Genomic DNA, 18,059 nt, shown 5'->3' with positions numbered 1-18,059 from the left:
TTGAATATCAGTTTGAGCCCGTTATTCTTCATTTAAATTTGTAACATTGCAGTATAAATTTGGCAAGCCTTTCTATATGAATAAAAAGTCCTTATGGTATTCTCTATTAATTCTCGTTTTTTCCTGTAGTCCAAAGACAACAGTAATTACTGAGGAGAATCAAGTAGAATCACCATCTGCCCTGCTCACCATTGAAGGTGAGGAAATCTACCCCTCAGAGTTTCTGTATCTGCTCTCCAAAAACAGGGAATTTCAACAAAATGAAGCCAGTATATCAGAAAAAGACTTTGAGGAAAATTTTGACCTTTTTGTCAATTACAAGCTCAAGGTAAAGGAAGCGGAAAGACTTGGTCTGGATACCCTTGAAGATTTCAGAAAAGAGTTTGAAATGTTCAAAGAAGACCTGATCAAACCCTATTTGGTCAGAAATTCGCTTCAAGAAGGAGAGCTGATGAAAGCTTACAACAGAATGGGGGAAGTACTCAAGGCCAGCCATATTCTTTTACAGTTTCCGACTAACGCTGGAAGGGAAGACAGTGTGGCTGTCTTAAGAATGGCCCTTAAGCTCAAAGAGGAAGCTGAAGCTGGTGCAGATTTCAATCAATTGGCTTTGGAACATTCTGATGACCCTTCAGCAAAAGATAACCAAGGCAGTTTGGGTTATTTCAGTGCTTTGCAAATGGTCTATCAGTTTGAAGATGCAGCCTATGGACTTGAGATTGGTGAAATATCTGACCCGGTATTAACCAATTTTGGATATCATATCATCAAATTGGAAGACAGAAAACCCAACCCTGGAGAAATCAGGGTATCCCATATTCTTGTAAGATCCCAGTCCGGAGATCCTGTGTCTGAGGAAAGAGCCCTCAGGAAAATCGGGGATATTTATTCAGAACTTCAAAAGCCTGAAAGCTTATGGGAGGACATCTGTAAAATGTACTCTGAGGACTTGGGAAGCAAGGATTCAGGAGGTAAGTTGCCATGGATAGGATTGGGATCAGTAATCCCGGAATTTGAACGTGTGGCTTTCAACCTGAATGAGATCGGTGAAATATCAAGCCCTGTTAAGACAGCATACGGTTACCATATTATACGATTGGAGGACAGAAAACCACTTGCTGAATTTGAGGAAATGGAAGCCCAGATAAAATCCCGGATTTTGAGGGATAGTAGGGCTTCATTGATTCAGTCCCAAGTCACAGCCATCCAAAAATCCAGGTATGGGTTCAATGAAAATGAAGCATTAACTGCTGAGTTAAGAAATATATTTGACAAGGGAAATAGAGAAGCCGCTTCAGCACTCGAAAAAGGTGGCTTTTTGGATAGCGTCTTATTTGAGACCAATCATGGTAAAAACACAGTCGCTGATTTTCTGGAATTTATTGGCTCAGAAAGAAGCCCGGTAAGAGTTGGTAACAATAATTACTTTGAAACATGGTTTGATAAGTATATAGAGGTTACGCTTAATGAAACAGAGGTAAAGGACCTTACTGCCAATAACGAAGATTACAGAATGCTTTTAAATGAATATAGAGACGGCATTCTTTTATTTTCTCTGATGAATGAAAGGGTTTGGCAAAAAGCCTTGGAAGACAGTCTGGGACAGATTGAATTTTACGAAGAGAATAAAGAAAGGTATCAGTGGAAACAAAGAGCCAAGGCTGTAATCGTGCAGATGGGGCAAGAGGAGAAGACCCCAGCTGTAAGGAGATTCTTAACCGGCAAAGAATACAAAACTGATTTATCAGATAGATTGGAGAACACATTCCTTCTAGACGACCCATTGTCTTTTACCATGAGTGAGGGAGAGTTTGAAGTTGAGACGCACCCTGTTCTCAGCAAGGCTGACTTAAGCAAGAAGTTTCAGGAAATGAAACACAACGGAAAGACAACTTTCCTCGTCTTGGGTGACAAAATCCCCCCTGGGGTCAAAAAGTTTACTGAGACAAGAGGCAAGGTAATTCAGGATTACCAGGAATTCTTAGATAAGCAAATGATATCATCGCTCAAGGAAAGCTATCTCGTCCAAATCAATGAGGATGAAAAAAAGAAAATTTACGAATCTTTGGTGGATAGGTAAGATTACTTTGATCTTATCTCTATTCATCTTGAATTCCTGTGATCTTTTCAAAATCAAAGGCACAGATGAAGATGAAGAAGAAAACCCAACGGTAGCAGAAGTAGATGGACAAAAACTGAAGAAGTCAGAACTTGAATCACTTCCTACCAAAGGCCTTAGCAAGGCCGACAGTTCTGGAATCATCAACAGGTATATCCAATCCTGGATTAAAAAACAACTGATGATCAGAGAGGCCGGTAAATCAATGTCCTTTGATGAAGCTGAGCTGAACCGAAAACTGCTGGATTACAAATATGCACTGATGGTTTATGAATTCGAGAAGGCATATTTGGAAGACAACATAAAGGATTCTATTCCATTTGAAGAGATTCAAAAATACTATGAAGCGAATAAGGAAAATTTTGGATTGAAAGAAATTATAGTTCGCTGTAATTTTCTGAAAATGGATAAAAGCAGCAACCAAAACCCAACTTTGGAAAGGTTGTTAACGAGACCTGAAGGGGCTGAAAAAGAAAACATCAACGAAATTGCCCTGAAATTTGCGAGTAATTTCTATTTAGAGGATTCCACTTGGGTGAGGTTTGGAGACATCATCTTAAACACTCCACTTGCAGATCACCCGAATAAAGTGGGGTTGGTCAGAAATAACAAGCTAATTAAGGTAGATGACGAGAGATACATTTACTACTTTCGGATACTGGAATATAAATTGCAGGATCAGATTCCTCCAGTGGAATTTGTGAAAAATGAAATTTCTAAAATCCTGCTGAATAAGAAAAGAGTAACACTGATAGAAGAGCTCCAAAAAGAAATTTATAATCGTGCACTTGAAAATAATGAGTTTAAAATATATGAGTAGCTTAAAAAACCTTGTTTTGTCTTTTGTTCTATTTGCTGCATCCTCAATGGCACATGCGCAAACTGCCGAAGCAGAAAACAGCAGTCCGGCCACACCTACCTCGGGTCAAGTTCTGGACAAAATCGTAGCCAAGGTCAACAATTACATTGTACTGGAATCAGATGTACAGCAAGCTTACCTAGAGGCTATTGCCCAATCCCAACAGGGTTTTGAGGCACCCACTAGGTGTGAGGTATTTGAGTCATTGCTGATCAATAAACTTATGGTTGCCAAAGCTGAACTTGACTCCATCACAGTTACTGATGCTGAAGTTATGTTCCAGGCAGATCAGCGGCTATCCATGGTTATGCAGCAGTTTGGAGGAGATGAAGAAATTCTTGCCGAGATATACGGCAAAACGGCCGATCAGCTGAAATCCGAAATCGAAGAACAATTGAAAGAACAGCTTACTGTTCAAAAGATGCAGCAAAAAATTACGCAGGGATTGACTATCTCTCCTTCTGAAGTCAGAAAATTTTACACAAGTATCCCAAGAGATTCATTGCCATTTTTCTCTGCTGAAGTGACAGTAGGTCAGATTGTCAAAAAACCTGATGTCTCCCAAAGTGTAAAAGATGGTATCATTGCCAAAATGAGAGGATTCAAAGAACAGATTCAAAGTGGAGAATCAGATTTTCAGACTTTGGCTACCACTTTTTCAGAAGATCCTGGTTCTGCTGCTCAAGGTGGTGAACTGGGTTTTTTCAGAAGAGGTGAGTTGGCGCCTGAGTTTGAGGCGACGGCTCTAGGGCTAAGACCTGGAGAAATCAGTGAGCCGGTAGAAACCGCTTTTGGTTTTCACTTAATACAGCTTTTGGAAAGAAGAGGTAACACTTTCAACTCTAGGCATATACTTTTACGCCCATTGCCTTCTGAAGACGATATCAAAAAAGCTGAAAGGTATCTGGACAGCTTGAGACAGGAAATTGTAGACAATAAAATAGAATTTGCAAAGGCTGCCAAACAACATTCCGATGACAGACCTACCTCAGATAATGGGGGTTATTTTTCAGATCCCCAAAATCAATCCAATAGGCTGACCTTACGTACCCTTGAAGATCCGGTGCTTTACTTTACACTAGATTCCATGGAAGTAGGGACCATTACCAGACCAATGAGATTCGAAGATGAAAGAGAAGGCACCAAGGTAAGGATACTTTATTACAAAGAAAGATATCCAGCCCACAGAGCCAATATGGATGATGATTACGAAAAACTAAAGCAAGCTGCTAGAAGGAAAAAAGAAGATGGGATCTTGAGCAGGTGGTTTGTCGGAGCCAAAGAGGATGTATTTATCGATATAGATCCTGCTTATGACAGATGCGAAGTGCTCAAATAATCCTTGATGTAGATTTAATAAAAGCCGCAACTGTTTTTCAGTTGCGGCTTTTTTATTTTGGATGAAATCCAGAGAATTAACTTTGGACATTAATGAGGGACTCTCTTCTTCTCATTTTACCGGCAGGTAATCCATACATCATTTTGAATCTTCTACAGAAATAAGCTGTGTCTTTATAGCCCACTTCTTTCCCTATATCTCTAATACTTTTCTTGGAAGTCCTTAACAGCTCAACTGCAGCTTCCATTCTTTGATACTCAATATAATCCTGTGGATTGATGCCTGTAAGCATTTTGAAATATTGACCCACATAATCTTCCGATACATTGGCCACTTTTGCCAGTACCTTATTGGAAAGGTCTCCCCCAATATTTTTCTTGATATAATTGAAAAGCTCGATCAATCTCGGGTCTTTGAAATAAGTGCTGTTTGTGGAAAGTTCTTCCATAAACAGTCTGTTTTTCAGGATATGCCTTACTATCTCAATCACCAACAATTCGGTATGTATCTTCATCACCCTTTCTTTTCCGGGCGTGCTTTGCTCTGTTTCCTTCACCATATCCTCAGTGATAGTCGCAATCCTGTCATTGAACCTGATCGCAAAGGGAGGTATTCCTAAAGAATTGAAAAAATTGACCACATCAAAAACCTTGGCTTCGAAGGTGACGATAGTCACACAGTCTTCGTCCATATTTTTGATATCCTTAAAGCTTATTGTTTGAAGATACTTTCTCTTGTTGTCCAAAAAGGCTTCATTGATTACTTCATTTTTTTTGGAAGTGGTTCCAAATGAAACTGAAGTTTTTCTTGCTGCCGGAATGAACAAGATTTCTCCTTCATTGACCAGTTCCTGCTCATCTCCAAATTTCAGGCTTCCTTGATGAAGCAATATCAATGTATTCTCAGAATCTTGGTAATCCAGAACGGAAACAGGCTTCTCAATTCTGTAGTTATTTCCCCTTAAAAAGCGGACTCCAACTGATTCAATGACTTTATTGTAATATTCCATGATATAGGCTGTATAGGGTTTTTTTCCAAAACTATAATAATTTTCTATATCTGAGCAGAATTATTAAATAAAAAATCAAAAAAAATAAAAATAGGGCATAAAATCATGTTATTATGCCCTATGAATAAAAGAAGTTTGGTTTATCTTAAAATGCTTCTTGATATGACTATTTTTTGAATCTCACTGGTACCTTCATAAATCTGGGTGATTTTAGCATCGCGCATTAATCTTTCCACATGGTATTCTTTGACATATCCATAGCCTCCGTGAACTTGAACTGCCTCCACGGTAACATTCATCGCTACTTCTGAAGCATATAACTTTGCCATTGCACTGGCATCTGCATAGTCTTTCCCTTGGTCTTTCAACCAGGCAGATTTCAATACCAATAACCTAGCTGCCTCTATCTGGGTAGCCATATCGGCCAATTTAAATTGAATGGCTTGATGCTGACTGATAGGTTTTCCAAATGCCTTCCTTTCTTTGGAATAGGCCAAGGACAATTCATAAGCTCCGGATGCGATCCCCAAAGCCTGCGCAGCTATTCCAATACGCCCTCCATTGAGGGTTTCCATCGCAAACCTAAACCCAAAACCTTCTTCACCTATCCTGTTTTCTACGGGGACCTTGACATCAGTAAACATCAAAGAATGCGTATCAGAGCCCCTTATACCTAGTTTGTCTTCTTTTTTACCGACCACAAATCCTTCCCACTCTCTTTCAACAATAAATGCTGAAATGCCTTTGTGACCTTTTGCAGGATCTGTTTGTGCTATCACCAGGTAAATACTGGCTGTATTGCCGTTGGTAATCCAGTTTTTGGTTCCATTCAATAAATAATAGTTTCCATCCAACTCTGCAGTGGTTTTTTGCGAAGTGGCATCAGACCCTGCTTCTGGTTCAGAAAGGCAGAATGCTCCGATTACTTCGCCTGTTGCAAGCTTCTTGAGATATTTTTCTTTTTGTGCTTCTGTGCCATATTTTTCCAGCCCCCAGCAGACCAGAGAGTTGTTGACTGACATGGAAACAGAGGCCGAAGCATCTATCTTTGAAATTTCTTCCATGGCAAGTACATAGGACACAGTATCCATACCTCCGCCATTATACTTAGGATCTACCATCATTCCCATAAATCCAAGCTCTCCCATTTTCTTGATCTGCTCATAAGGGAATTTTGCCTCAGTATCTCTTTCGATTACTCCATCTAACAGCTCTGTCTGGGCAAAGTCTCTAGCTGCATCCCGCACTGCCAAGTGCTCCTCCGAATATTGAAAATTCATATTGATATTTGGGTTAATTGATTTTGGTTTGGAATATAAGTACAAAAAAAATAAGGGACAATTTCTTGCCCCTTAAAGTAAACTCATTTGTGGAAATTGAGTTTCCGAATTTTTAATCTCTATTTCCAAAGAAGATCATTATATAGTAAGCCAATGTAGCCAATGCTGCTAAAGCTGCTACTACATAGGTCATTGCAGCCCACTTCAGAGCGTCTTTTGACATGCCATATTCCTCAGGAGTCACCACATTACGTTCCTTTACCCAAGCCAAAGCCCTGGCACTTGCGTCAAATTCTACTGGCAGAGTTACCAGAGTAAATAAAGTCATGATACCATATGCGCCAACTATAATGAATCCGATGATTTCATAAGGAAGTCCTATAAAAGCCCCACCAAATAAAGAAGCTATTAAAACGATATTCAAAATCTTACCACTTGCATTCTGGACAGGCACCATCGCCGAACGGAGGTTGAGCCAAGTATATGCAGTGGCGTGTTGAATAGCGTGACCACATTCGTGAGCAGCTACAGCAGCTGCAGCTGCATTTCGTCCGTAATATACATCAGGACTAAGGTTTACGGTTTTGTTAGCCGGATTATAGTGGTCTGTTAGTTGGCCTTCTACCGAAAGTACTCTCACATCCGAAACATTGTTATCAGCCAACATCAGCTCTGCTATCTCTTTGCCTGAAAGATTCGCCTTGAGCGAGGTCTGTGAATACTTTTTGAATTTACTTTTTAGCTTTCTGCTCACAATGAAACCCAGAGCAGCGAACACAATCACAATTAGAATAATCATAGCTTTATTTTTTTGCTTTATCTGTTACGAATTTATAAAGATTTGGATGCCTTTACAGCAGTTATTTTAAAGAAAACCCCCAAACTGATCAATCCAAATCCAACTATAGTCAAAACCTGACTACTGTGGATTATTACGGCAAATATCTTACCCTCTTCATCACTCAGTCCATAAGCCATCAAAATAAAGGCCACCAGGGCATGAAAAGTGCCAATTCCTCCTTGTACTGGAGCAACCATGCCAATACTTCCCATTACCATCACCATCAATACTGAGCTCAATGACAAACTGGCAGTGGAAGGGATTGCCAATGCCACCAATAGCATGGTGAGATAATACGTAATCCATATGGCTGTTGAACTGGACCAAAAACCAAGTTGGTTTTTCACGTCTTTAAGGCTGAGTAAGCCAGTGAGCATATCCCTGATAAAATGCCTGATTTTTTTGACGATCCCTGCATCTCTGTATTTCTGAAAAACCAAGTATATAAAGATCACAAAAACTGAAAACCCTCCAATCAATAAAGGAATCAATCCTGAGACTTTTTGATAAAGGGTTTCCAAAGAAATCAATTCCGACAGCAAACGTGAAAACAATTCTCTTTCCAATACGAAAGCCAGAAAAACAGTAAGCAACATAAAAAAAAGATCAAAGGTCCTTTCAAGCAGAACAGTCCCAAACAGTTTTCCCATTTGACTATTCTCGGTTTTGGCCAAAACCCCACAGCGTGCCACCTCCCCCGCCCTTGGCACCAGAAGGTTGGCAAGATAACCAATCATCAATGCTACGAATGTTCTTCCTGTACTGACAGAAGCATTTTCACTGGCCTCAATCAACAACTTCCATCTCCATGCTCTGAGATAAAACCCTAATAAGGAAACCAAAATAGACAGACCTATCAGTGTAAAGGAAGTCTCTCTCAATGCATCCAGAAGACTTTGGAACTTGACATCCTTGTATAAAAACCAAAAGATCCAGACCGCAACCCCTAGAGAAAGCAGTACTTGAATCCATTGTTTTTTGTTAAGCCTCACCTAATTAATACAGTAAATTGTGATCATCTGGGAATACCACCACCGGTTTGTAATTTTTGGCTGCTTCAAATTCCATAGATGCATAAGATATTATAATAACTATATCCCCTACCTGTGCCTTTCTAGCAGCTGGCCCATTGAGACAGATCATGCCGCTTCCCCTTTCACCCTTGATCACATAGGTTTCCAATCTTTCTCCATTGTTAATATTCACAATCTGCACCTTCTCATTCTCAATGATGTTCGCAGCATCCATCAGATCTTCATCCACAGTAATACTACCTACATAGTGAAGTTCTGCTTGAGTAATCTTGACTCTGTGAATCTTGGATTTTAATACTTGTATATGCATGGGTTACTATAAATTTTTTTATTAATCTTCTTGTACTGGCATGTTATCAATCAACCGTACTTGGCCTACATAGGCAGCTGTACAAACAGAGGACGGTACAGCACTTTCAATTTTTACTAATTTTTCCAGCGTATTGGTGTTTACAAATTCAAAATACTCGAGTTCCACTCCTTGAGACTTAAATCTATCTGTTACCTCTGTCCGGATGCCAAACCAATCTTTACCCTTCAAAAGTTCATCTCTTGCAAAAATCAAACTCCGGAACAAGACCAATGCGCTTTCTTTTTCTTCTGGACTCAATCTTAGGTTTCTTGAAGACATGGCCAAGCCACTCTTTTCTCTGACAGTCGGCAAGGTCACAATCTCAACATCCATAGACAAGTCAGCAACCAGCTGTTTGATGATGGCCACTTGTTGTAAATCCTTCTGACCGAAGTAAGCTTTTTGAGGCTTAACAATATTTAACAATTTTAAAACTACAATCCCGACCCCATTGAAATGCCCGGGCCTGAACTCCCCCTCCAAAATATCATCTAACCCCTCGAAACGCATAGAAACTTTAGGTTTATGAGGATAAATCACCTGAATATTAGGAACAAAAACGTAATCAGTCTTTATTTTATCTAATAATTCCAAGTCTTTGTCCAAAGTATGTGGATATTTCTCAAAGTCCTCAGAATTATTGAATTGTGTAGGATTGACAAAAATAGACACCAATACCACACCGGAAGATTCTTTGGCATTTCTGACCAAATCCAAATGTCCTTCGTGTAACGCACCCATGGTAGGCACCAGTCCAACTGAAATTTGTTTATTTTGAAGAAGACGGAGTTCCAGATCAACTTCTTTTTTGGTTCGGAGGATTTTCACCCTGTTGTATTTTTGGAATGTAAAATAGAGGCAAAACTATATTATAATTCAGAATTACAATGGCTTTACCACATTTTTTTTGTACCTTTGTACGTATTTTATTCCATAACAAAAATCAACAAGATATGTCCAAACTCCGTATCCTCTACGTTGCAAGTGAAATCAATCCCTTTCTCGAAACCTCTGAAGTAGCTAACTTTGTGAGGGCATTGCCGCAAGCCATGCAGGAAAAAGGAATGGAAATCCGTATTCTTGTCCCGAGATTTGGATTAATTAACGAAAGAAAAAACAGACTTCATGAGGTAGTCAGACTTTCTGGGATTAATATTGCAGTCGGAGAGGAAGAGAAACCATTAATTATAAAAGTGGCATCTATTCCTAACGCCAAGCTTCAGGTATACTTCATAGACAATGAAGACTATTTCCAGAGAAAAAGCGTTTTCCACGACAAGCAACAAAAATTCTACGAAGACAATGACGAAAGAGCCATTTTCTTCTGTAAGGGGGTCATAGAAACAGTGAAAAAATTGGGCTGGGCCCCTGATGTGGTACATTGTAATGATTGGATGACAAGTTTGATCCCAATGTATCTCAAAACTACTTACAAAAACGAACCGCTATTTAAGGACACCAAATCTGTATTTGCAATTTACAACACAGGTTTTACCCATAAATTCGGTGACGATTTGTTGGAAAAAGTAAAAATGGTAGATATCGATGATGCCATTCTTGCCCCACTCAAATCAAAGGATTACGAAGGATTCCTCAAATTAGGAATTGAATATGCTGACGTAGTCATCAAGAGCGACGAAATATCCGAAAACCTAAGCAAACTCATCGAAGAGTGCTCTAAAGACAAGAAGTGTGAGATTAACAGCGAAGAAGACGAACAACTTTTTGAAAGTTACTACAACATCTATACTGACCTGGCCGGCTAAGCTGGTTTTAGGTCTGTTCATTTCATTTACCATTGCAAGTTCCTGTTCGGACCCATCCACAATTGGATTGGAGTTGGATCCAAACAACAATCAGATAGGGGTCTCTTTTATAGAGATCCCTCTTTCTGCTTCTGTTGTTTTGCAGGACTCATTCAGGACCACAAATACCAATAATCTGGTTTTTGGAAGTGATGAGAGCGATTTTTTCGGAAATACTGAAGCTACGGCTTACACAAGACTTTTCTTTAACAGAGAATTACCACGCCCTTCACCAAATGCTGTACTTGATTCAGTAAAATTCAATTTTAACATAAGATCCGTCTTGGCTGATGAATTCAGTTCTGAAAAAACAATAAGAGTTCATCCCTTGAAAGAGCAAATACGTGATATTGTCTACTACAGCTTCAATCATTTAAATTACGAGGAGACTCCTTTTCTTGAAGCCAAAATTGACGTTTCAGCAAGACAAGACACCATTATAAGTGTTAAGGCTGACAGTGACTTCACCACAAAAATTTTCACGGACCTCAAAGAAGGCACCTCCTTTCAGGATATATTTACTTTTCGGGAATATCTCCCTGGATTAGTATTTACAGGAAGTCCTGAGGAAAATGTATCCATGACCCTTAGACCTGGAAACAACACCGGAATCATATTTTTCTACAGAAATGAAGAAGATACAGTATCTCGCGCCTACCCTCTTGCAACAGGTGTAAACAACAACGTAGCAAGACATTTTAATCAAATAGAAAGAAATCCTGAAGGAAGCAATACAGAAATACTGAGAGAACCGTGGGTTTCCTATGAACTAGATGGTAAAGCAGGATCCATGAATAATACGGGGATTTTAGTTAAAATTGATATGAGTCCTTTAGATGATTTCTTAGATACGATCCAAAATGTTACTTTCAATCAAGCCATTCTAGAACTTGGCCCCATATTGAATGTAACTGATACAAGGAGACCTCCTCAACTTCATACTATGTATTTCACAAATGAAACCAATAGAGTTTTGTTAAGGGATGATGGAAGACCAATGGCAGTTCACCCAGACAACTTCCCACAAATCGATCAGGAGACAGGCGAGCCCATATTCTCAGAGACACCAGCTTATTTGGCATTCAATTCAGAAACAAATAAATACAGACAGACTATCACTTCGCATATCAATGCGATTTACAGAAGGCAAATAGAAAGAAGAGATTTTCTGCTATATCCCATTGTGAGCAATAACGACGAATACAGGCAGTCCTTGAGAAGCTATGTCTTCAACTCCAATGAAGTCAAAATCAGGATTTTTTATTCTACTGCAAGAGTATTCTAAAAATTGCACTTTATTTATAAAAGACCCACAGTCCGAAATCCAAATTTTAAAAAAGTGGATTTATCGGACTGTTTTTTGTTAGGTTAAATAAAAAAACTTTAGATTTGATTTTCAAAATTTTTACTTATGTGTGGAATCGTTGCATACGTCGGGCAGCAAGATGCTTTGCCCATTATCATTAAAGGTTTAAAAAGACTGGAGTACCGCGGTTATGACAGTGCTGGTGTAGCTTTGCTTAGTCCTGACGGACTTGGCGTGTACAAAAAGAAAGGTAAAGTCTCAGAACTGGAAAACCATCTCCTAACACAGCTCAATCTCGAGTCCAAGATTGGAATCGGTCATACGCGTTGGGCAACCCATGGTGAGCCCAATGATGTCAATGCCCATCCCCATTATTCTTCCAATGAAAAATTTGCCATGATACATAATGGCATCATTGAAAATTATGATGTGCTGAAGACTGATTTGATCAATAAGGGATATGTGTTTCATTCTGAAACCGACTCTGAGGTTTTCATCAAATTCATTGAAGACATCTATACCAATAACTACTGCAGCTTGGAAGAAGCCGTTAGACTGGCACTTCACAAAGTTGTAGGGGCATATGCTATAGTATTGATGAATAAGGAGGAACCCGATACTTTGATCGCCGCCAGGAAGGGCTCTCCACTGGTCATTGGAGTTGGTGAAGACGAATACTTCCTGGCATCAGACGCTACCCCCATCATTGAATACACCAATCAGGTGGTATACTTGGATGATTATGAAATTGCAGTAATCAGAAACAACAAGCTACAGATCAAAACTATTGAGAATGTAGAAACCAACCCCTATATCAATCAATTGGAAATGGAGCTGGAAGCCATCGAGAAAGGTGGTTACGAACATTTCATGTTGAAGGAGATCAATGAACAGCCTAGATCCATAGCTGATTGTATGCGTGGAAGACTGGATGCCAAAAACGGGCGCTTGGTCTTAGGAGGTCTCCGGGATTACATGAACAAATTCCAAAATGCCGACCGGATCATCATCACTGCCTGTGGTACTTCTTGGCATGCTGGACTGGTAGCAGAATATTTATTTGAAGAATTTGCAAGAATCCCTGTAGAAGTGGAATACGCTTCTGAGTTCCGGTACAGAAATCCGGTATTAAGTGACAAAGATTTTATCATCGCCATATCTCAATCCGGTGAAACAGCAGATACCTTGGCTGCCATTGAACTGGCCAAGTCCAAAGGAGCAACCATCTTCGGTGTCTGCAATGTGGTGGGCTCATCCATTCCAAGAACTACACATGCGGGATCATATACTCACGCTGGACCGGAAATAGGTGTAGCCTCTACCAAGGCTTTTACAGCCCAGATTTCCGTTTTGACCATGATGGCATTGAAGCTGGGATATAAAAGAGGTACTTTACCTGAAAACAGGTACATGCAACTTTTGAGCGAGCTGGAAACCATTCCATCCAAGGTAGAAAAAGCACTGAAGATGAATGATAAAATCCATGAAATTGCCAAAGAGTACAAGGATGCCAGAAACTTCCTATATCTAGGCCGTGGATACAATTTCCCTGTAGCACTTGAAGGAGCATTGAAATTAAAGGAGATTTCATACATCCATGCAGAAGGATACCCTGCCGCAGAGATGAAGCATGGCCCTATCGCTTTGATAGATGAGGAAATGCCAGTGGTCTTTATTGCTACCAAAGACTCTTCCTATGAAAAGGTAGTTTCCAACATTCAGGAAGTCAAAGCAAGAAAAGGTAAAATCATCGCTGTAGTCACTGAAGGGGATACAGTAGTCAAAAACATGGCGGATCATGTCATTGAAATCCCTGCTACAGAAGAAGCCTTCGTACCATTGATTTCCGTGGTGCCTTTACAGCAACTATCCTATCATATTGCAGTCATGAGGGGCTGTAATGTAGATCAACCAAGGAACTTGGCCAAGTCAGTCACAGTGGAGTAAATATTTACCACGAAAAGAATATTCTTTCACCACAAAGGCACGGAGTACACAGAGTTTTTATTTGTGTTCTTCGTGCCTCTGTGGTTTATCTTTTTTTACCACAAAGACACAGAGTGCACAGAGGAAAGATAGAAATCGGATTTTATTCCGTCACAAATACTCAGCGTTTTTCTTTGTGTCCTTGGTGCCTCTGTGGTTTATCTTTTTTTACCACAAAAGCAAGGTGTTGATCACAAATAACCATTGATTACTCGATTCACCCCACCCATTACTTTTATATTATTAAAGTTTATCAGAAACCCAAGTTTTTACACAAGGGGTATTGGGCTTTAAACACTTCTTGAGCAATTTGTGCTTCAATTCTTTTCTTCCAATCTTAAACTCATCCCTATGAAAAGACAGCTAGCCCTATTGCTTTGCTTTTTGACCAGTCTAAATTTTGTTTTTGCCCAGACTAGCCCAAAAAGCACAACAGATATTCCATTGTCTTACTATATGCCTTCAGGCTTTAATTATGACAGTGCTATTCCTGAACCTAAGGACTTCTTTGGTTTTCAGGTTGGTGAATGGAATGCCGGATATGATCAAATTCTCCGATACTTTGAAAAACTTGCTGAAATTTCCCCAAAGGCCCATTTTGAAATTATCGGCCACAGTTATGAAAAAAGACCTCAGGTCATACTTACAATCTCTTCTCCGGAGAATATCGCAAACCTTGACCAAATCAAAGCTGATAGGAAAAAATTAAGAGACCCTGATTCCAATATAGATTACGCTAACACACCTTTGGTCATGGCCGCAGGATATTCGGTTCATGGCAACGAAGCAAGCGCTATCAACTCCTCTATTTTGGCTGCATACCATTTCGTGGCTGCACAGGAAATTGAAGATGATCTGGACAAGATTATCATCATGATCGATCCTGCACTCAACCCGGATGGCTACAGCCGCTATTCTTCATGGGTGAATTCACATAGGTCTTACAACCTCAATGGGGACAAAGAAAACAGGGAGCTTTCTGAAGCCTGGCCAGGAGGCCGTGGCAATCATTATTGGTTTGACCTCAACAGAGACTGGCTTCTTGTCCAACACCCAGAGTCGCAAAATAGAGTCGCGGTATTCCAGGAATGGCTTCCCAACATCTATTTGGATTATCATGAGATGGGCACCAATTCTACATTTTTCTTTCAACCTGGGATTCCCAGCAGAGATCATCCGCTTACGCCCAAGAAAAATATGGAGCTGACCGAAAAGATGGGGAATTACCACGCCAAGGAACTGGATGATATCGGGTCCCTTTACCACACCAAAGAGAGTTTTGATGAGTATTATTTCGGGTACGGCTCTACTTATCCGGATATACAGGGGTCTATTGGGATTCTATTTGAGCAGGCTTCATCAAGGGGTCACTTACAGGAAAGTGATTATGGACCTTTACCTTTTTCTTTTACCATCAAAAATCAATTCAGAACCAGCCTTAGCTCTTTCAAAGCCGCTGTGGAGCTGCGGGAAGAAATTGTCAAATTTATGCATGACTATTACAAAGAGTCTATCCGTGAAGCTGGAAATGACAGCAATCAAGCCTATATTTTTGGTAGTAAAGACGATGCTGCTAGGAGTTACCACCTGGCAGAAATGATCCTTCAACATGACATTGAAGTCTACAGTCTCAATGAAGACATCACCATCAATAGCGTGGATTTTCAAAAAGAAAAATCATATATCGTCCCGCTTAAGCAAGCTCAGTACAACCTGATCAAGGCTATTTTCGAAACAAGAACAGACTTTCAAGACAGCCTTTTTTACGATGTCTCTGCGTGGACTATGCCTATGTCGTTCAATTTGGATTATATGGCCATGAGTAGCCGGATCCTTAATGTAGCCAATGTTACCAAATTGGAAAATAAGGGAAATCCTAAAAACGGAGCAATGATGGGAGAGGAAAATGATTTGGCTTTTGCTTTTCAATGGAGTGACTACTATGCACCCAAGCTGGTCTACCAATTGCTCAAAGATGATCACCTCGTAAGAGTTGCTCACGAGCCTTTTACACTGGGAGACGGTACCGAAATGCAAAGAGGAAGCATTATCGTCAGTACCAAAAGAGATGCGAAAGATGAGGCCAAAACAAAACTTTTTCAGGATCTAAAAAAATTGGCAGCAGAAAATGCACTGAAAGTATATGGCATTTCCAGTGGACTGACAGGTGGAATCAACATGGGTTCACCCAATATTGATGTGCTCCAAGAACCTAAGGTAGCACTATTGGTAAGCACAGGTGTCAACAGCCTGGAAGCTGGAGAAATCTGGCATCTGTTGGATCAAAGAATGGATATGCCGATCACGCTTTTGCCAACTGAAAGAGTCAGTTCAGCAGACCTGAGTAAATACACCGTCATAGCCATGCCCAATGGGAATTATTCCAGTCTTGGCGAAAAAGATTTTAATTCCATAAAAGCCTGGATTCGGGCAGGAGGTACGCTTATCGCTAGGGGTGGAGCACTATCGGTATTAGATAAAAATGAAGTCGTTTCTTTTGAGTTTAGAAAAGAAGATGAGGGTGCAAAGAAAGAATTGGAACCTTATGAATCCTTCGTGAAAAACACAGGAGCCAGGTTAACCCGGGGAACTATCTTCCATGCCCGAATAGACAACAGCCACCCTTTGGGTTATGGCTATTCTAAGCCGGAGATTTACAGTTTTAGAAACGATAATCAATTCCTAGAACCCTCTAAGAATCAATATTCCAATCCCCTGATGTATACTGAAAACCCATTGGCGAGTGGTTATATACATCCTGAAAATCTGGAGTTTGCAAAAAATTCTGCAGCATTACAGGTCAAATCACTGGGACAAGGTAAAGTGATTGCTTTTGTAGACAGCCCAAACTTCCGTGCAATTTGGTATGGCACCAATAAAATGTACCTTAATGCCATTTTCTTCGGCAACCTAATCAAATCCGGAACCGCTGATTAAATCCTTGCCACAAAGCCTCGAAGGCAAAAAGTTTTCACAAATTCCTTTGCCTCGGTTAGTATCATCACTAACCGAGGTTTAGCTTTGTGCTCTAATGGGTTTTGGCCAAGAAAAAATTTTTTTGTTTTCTTCATCTATTGGGATCTATATGGTAAAATCAAAACTTGACAATCAAGCATTTGTCAACTAAAAGTATTCAGGTAATCTTTCTTATACTCCATTGGAGTCACCCCCATTCTTTCCTTGAACTGTCTATTGAAATTCGATAAAGTCTGAAAACCACTTTCATAGCAAATCTCACTTACATTGGCTTCTACTTCTTGCAGAAGCTTACAGGCATGGCCAATTCGTACATCGGAAAGGAATTCAGAAAAAGGTTTGTTCATTCTAGATGTAAAGTATCTACTAAAAGCACTCTCGGTCATATTGGCCAGGGCAGCTACTTCAGCTAAAAATATTTTTTGCTTGAAATTTTCCATTACATATTCATAGACTTGGTTCATCCTGTCTTTTTCTGACTCCTTATTGGTATTGATATACCCCGCATGGGTGATGGGCTCACAATCCTTAGAATGGGCAAGGATATGTAGGATTTCCAAAAGACCAATGATACGCGCTCCTCCTTTTTTGAATACCAAAGTTTGAAGCATTTCCCTCAATTTCAAATTTGTCTTACCACTAATTTCCAGTCCACGCCGGGATTTCAAGAGCAGGTTTTTGACATCTTCAAACTCCTCTTTTTCCCACAAAGAACCTCCTAGAAAATCTTCTGGGAAATACACCACTATCCCATGTGTATTCAGCCTGGAGTTTTTTTGAAAATATTCTTGATCATTTCTCCAAAGATGTGGAAGGTTAGGTCCAGTCAAAATCATATCCCCTTCCCTGAATGGCTTCATTTGATCTCCAATAAATCTTGTTCCTCTTCCCTCCAATACCCAAAACAGTTGGTATTCAGAATGAAAGTGCCAGTTCTTATCAAAATAAGGGGCTTTTAGCTCTTTTACCACAAAGGCCTTAGAATCTGGAATCCGTGATTTTTGAAGTGCTTGTTTCATACACTAGCGAATTTTGTCTCAAAATACAAAACATAAGCTTTTTTATATCAAGAAACAGTCAGAATCCATCAAAAAACAGTGAGAAATCCACTGCAAAATCCACCATATTAGTTACTCCTAACTTAAATGTAATA

The 18,059-nt window shown here is 39.8% G+C and carries 14 protein-coding genes; 7 read left to right on the top strand and 7 right to left on the bottom strand.

Annotation, left to right across the window (positions count from 1 at the left end):
* Window positions 1–76 precede the first annotated feature (76 nt).
* From A33Q_RS19750 to A33Q_RS19740, 3 genes are read left to right on the top strand one after another with little or no spacing between them, the layout of a single operon-like run.
* Window positions 77–2,080 (top strand): peptidylprolyl isomerase, encoded by a 2,004-nt coding sequence (locus A33Q_RS19750; protein ID WP_009032941.1) that lies wholly within the window; start codon window positions 77–79, stop codon window positions 2,078–2,080.
* The gene (locus A33Q_RS19745; protein WP_009032942.1) at window positions 2,040–2,939 is read left to right on the top strand and encodes a hypothetical protein; all 900 of its coding nucleotides are present in this window, start codon (window positions 2,040–2,042) and stop codon (window positions 2,937–2,939) included. Before A33Q_RS19750 ends, A33Q_RS19745 begins: the two co-directional genes overlap by 41 nt.
* Window positions 2,932–4,317 carry a peptidylprolyl isomerase gene (locus A33Q_RS19740; protein ID WP_009032943.1) on the top strand — a complete coding sequence of 462 codons (1,386 nt, stop codon included), beginning with the start codon at window positions 2,932–2,934 and terminating at the stop codon, window positions 4,315–4,317. The genes A33Q_RS19745 and A33Q_RS19740 overlap by 8 nt, the downstream gene beginning before the upstream one ends.
* Window positions 4,318–4,393: 76 nt before the next feature.
* Here the strand turns inward: A33Q_RS19740 and A33Q_RS19735 are convergent, their stop codons facing one another.
* From A33Q_RS19735 to panC, 6 genes are all read right to left on the bottom strand, one after another.
* Window positions 4,394–5,326: a helix-turn-helix domain-containing protein gene (locus A33Q_RS19735; protein ID WP_009032944.1), complete on the bottom strand. Its 933-nt coding sequence runs from the start codon at window positions 5,324–5,326 to the stop codon at window positions 4,394–4,396.
* Window positions 5,327–5,466: 140 nt separating this feature from the next.
* On the bottom strand, window positions 5,467–6,606 hold the full coding sequence (locus A33Q_RS19730) for an acyl-CoA dehydrogenase (protein ID WP_009032945.1): 1,140 nt from the start codon (window positions 6,604–6,606) through the stop codon (window positions 5,467–5,469).
* A 112-nt stretch (window positions 6,607–6,718) separates the two neighbouring features.
* On the bottom strand, window positions 6,719–7,405 hold the full coding sequence (locus A33Q_RS19725; protein ID WP_009032946.1) for a zinc metallopeptidase: 687 nt from the start codon (window positions 7,403–7,405) through the stop codon (window positions 6,719–6,721).
* A 32-nt stretch (window positions 7,406–7,437) separates the two neighbouring features.
* Window positions 7,438–8,439 (bottom strand): lysylphosphatidylglycerol synthase transmembrane domain-containing protein, encoded by a 1,002-nt coding sequence (locus tag A33Q_RS19720; RefSeq protein ID WP_009032947.1) that lies wholly within the window; start codon window positions 8,437–8,439, stop codon window positions 7,438–7,440.
* A gap of 4 nt (window positions 8,440–8,443) precedes the next feature.
* A complete protein-coding gene (gene panD, locus A33Q_RS19715) occupies window positions 8,444–8,791 on the bottom strand; it encodes an aspartate 1-decarboxylase (protein ID WP_009032948.1) in 348 nt (115 codons plus the stop codon).
* Between the two features lie 21 nt (window positions 8,792–8,812).
* On the bottom strand, window positions 8,813–9,661 hold the full coding sequence (panC, locus tag A33Q_RS19710) for a pantoate--beta-alanine ligase (RefSeq protein WP_009032949.1): 849 nt from the start codon (window positions 9,659–9,661) through the stop codon (window positions 8,813–8,815).
* A 125-nt stretch (window positions 9,662–9,786) separates the two neighbouring features.
* Between panC and A33Q_RS19705 the strand changes: the two genes are divergently transcribed.
* The 4 genes from A33Q_RS19705 (at window position 9,787) to A33Q_RS19690 (ending at window position 16,867) form a co-directional block, all read left to right on the top strand.
* Window positions 9,787–10,599, top strand: a complete 813-nt coding sequence (locus A33Q_RS19705) for a glycogen/starch synthase (protein WP_009032950.1) — start codon at window positions 9,787–9,789, stop codon at window positions 10,597–10,599.
* The gene (locus A33Q_RS19700) at window positions 10,559–11,923 is read left to right on the top strand and encodes a DUF4270 family protein (protein ID WP_009032951.1); all 1,365 of its coding nucleotides are present in this window, start codon (window positions 10,559–10,561) and stop codon (window positions 11,921–11,923) included. The genes A33Q_RS19705 and A33Q_RS19700 overlap by 41 nt, the downstream gene beginning before the upstream one ends.
* A gap of 126 nt (window positions 11,924–12,049) precedes the next feature.
* On the top strand, window positions 12,050–13,891 hold the full coding sequence (gene glmS / locus A33Q_RS19695) for a glutamine--fructose-6-phosphate transaminase (isomerizing) (protein ID WP_009032952.1): 1,842 nt from the start codon (window positions 12,050–12,052) through the stop codon (window positions 13,889–13,891).
* A 390-nt stretch (window positions 13,892–14,281) separates the two neighbouring features.
* Window positions 14,282–16,867, top strand: coding sequence for a M14 family zinc carboxypeptidase (locus A33Q_RS19690; protein WP_009032953.1), 2,586 nt, complete (start codon window positions 14,282–14,284; stop codon window positions 16,865–16,867).
* Between the two features lie 182 nt (window positions 16,868–17,049).
* Here the strand turns inward: A33Q_RS19690 and A33Q_RS19685 are convergent, their stop codons facing one another.
* Window positions 17,050–17,925, bottom strand: coding sequence for an AraC family transcriptional regulator (locus A33Q_RS19685; RefSeq protein ID WP_009032954.1), 876 nt, complete (start codon window positions 17,923–17,925; stop codon window positions 17,050–17,052).
* Window positions 17,926–18,059: the final 134 nt, after the last annotated feature.

This window comes from Indibacter alkaliphilus LW1 (assembly GCF_000295935.2).
Lineage (GTDB): Bacteria > Bacteroidota > Bacteroidia > Cytophagales > Cyclobacteriaceae > Indibacter > Indibacter alkaliphilus.
This window is presented reverse-complemented; position numbering and strand designations above follow the sequence as displayed.

Bases quoted from the DNA above. Each gene is read 5' to 3' on its own strand.
- glmS (WP_009032952.1), top strand. From the start codon at position 12,050: ATGTGTGGAATCGTTGCATACGTCGGGCAGCAAGATGCTTTGCCCATT.
- A33Q_RS19685 (WP_009032954.1), bottom strand. From the start codon at position 17,925: ATGAAACAAGCACTTCAAAAATCACGGATTCCAGATTCTAAGGCCTTT.
- A33Q_RS19750 (WP_009032941.1), top strand. From the start codon at position 77: ATGAATAAAAAGTCCTTATGGTATTCTCTATTAATTCTCGTTTTTTCC.
- A33Q_RS19705 (WP_009032950.1), top strand. From the start codon at position 9,787: ATGTCCAAACTCCGTATCCTCTACGTTGCAAGTGAAATCAATCCCTTT.
- A33Q_RS19740 (WP_009032943.1), top strand. From the start codon at position 2,932: ATGAGTAGCTTAAAAAACCTTGTTTTGTCTTTTGTTCTATTTGCTGCA.
- A33Q_RS19735 (WP_009032944.1), bottom strand. From the start codon at position 5,326: ATGGAATATTACAATAAAGTCATTGAATCAGTTGGAGTCCGCTTTTTA.
- A33Q_RS19730 (WP_009032945.1), bottom strand. From the start codon at position 6,606: ATGAATTTTCAATATTCGGAGGAGCACTTGGCAGTGCGGGATGCAGCT.
- A33Q_RS19745 (WP_009032942.1), top strand. From the start codon at position 2,040: ATGAAAAAAAGAAAATTTACGAATCTTTGGTGGATAGGTAAGATTACT.
- A33Q_RS19725 (WP_009032946.1), bottom strand. From the start codon at position 7,405: ATGATTATTCTAATTGTGATTGTGTTCGCTGCTCTGGGTTTCATTGTG.
- A33Q_RS19690 (WP_009032953.1), top strand. From the start codon at position 14,282: ATGAAAAGACAGCTAGCCCTATTGCTTTGCTTTTTGACCAGTCTAAAT.
- panD (WP_009032948.1), bottom strand. From the start codon at position 8,791: ATGCATATACAAGTATTAAAATCCAAGATTCACAGAGTCAAGATTACT.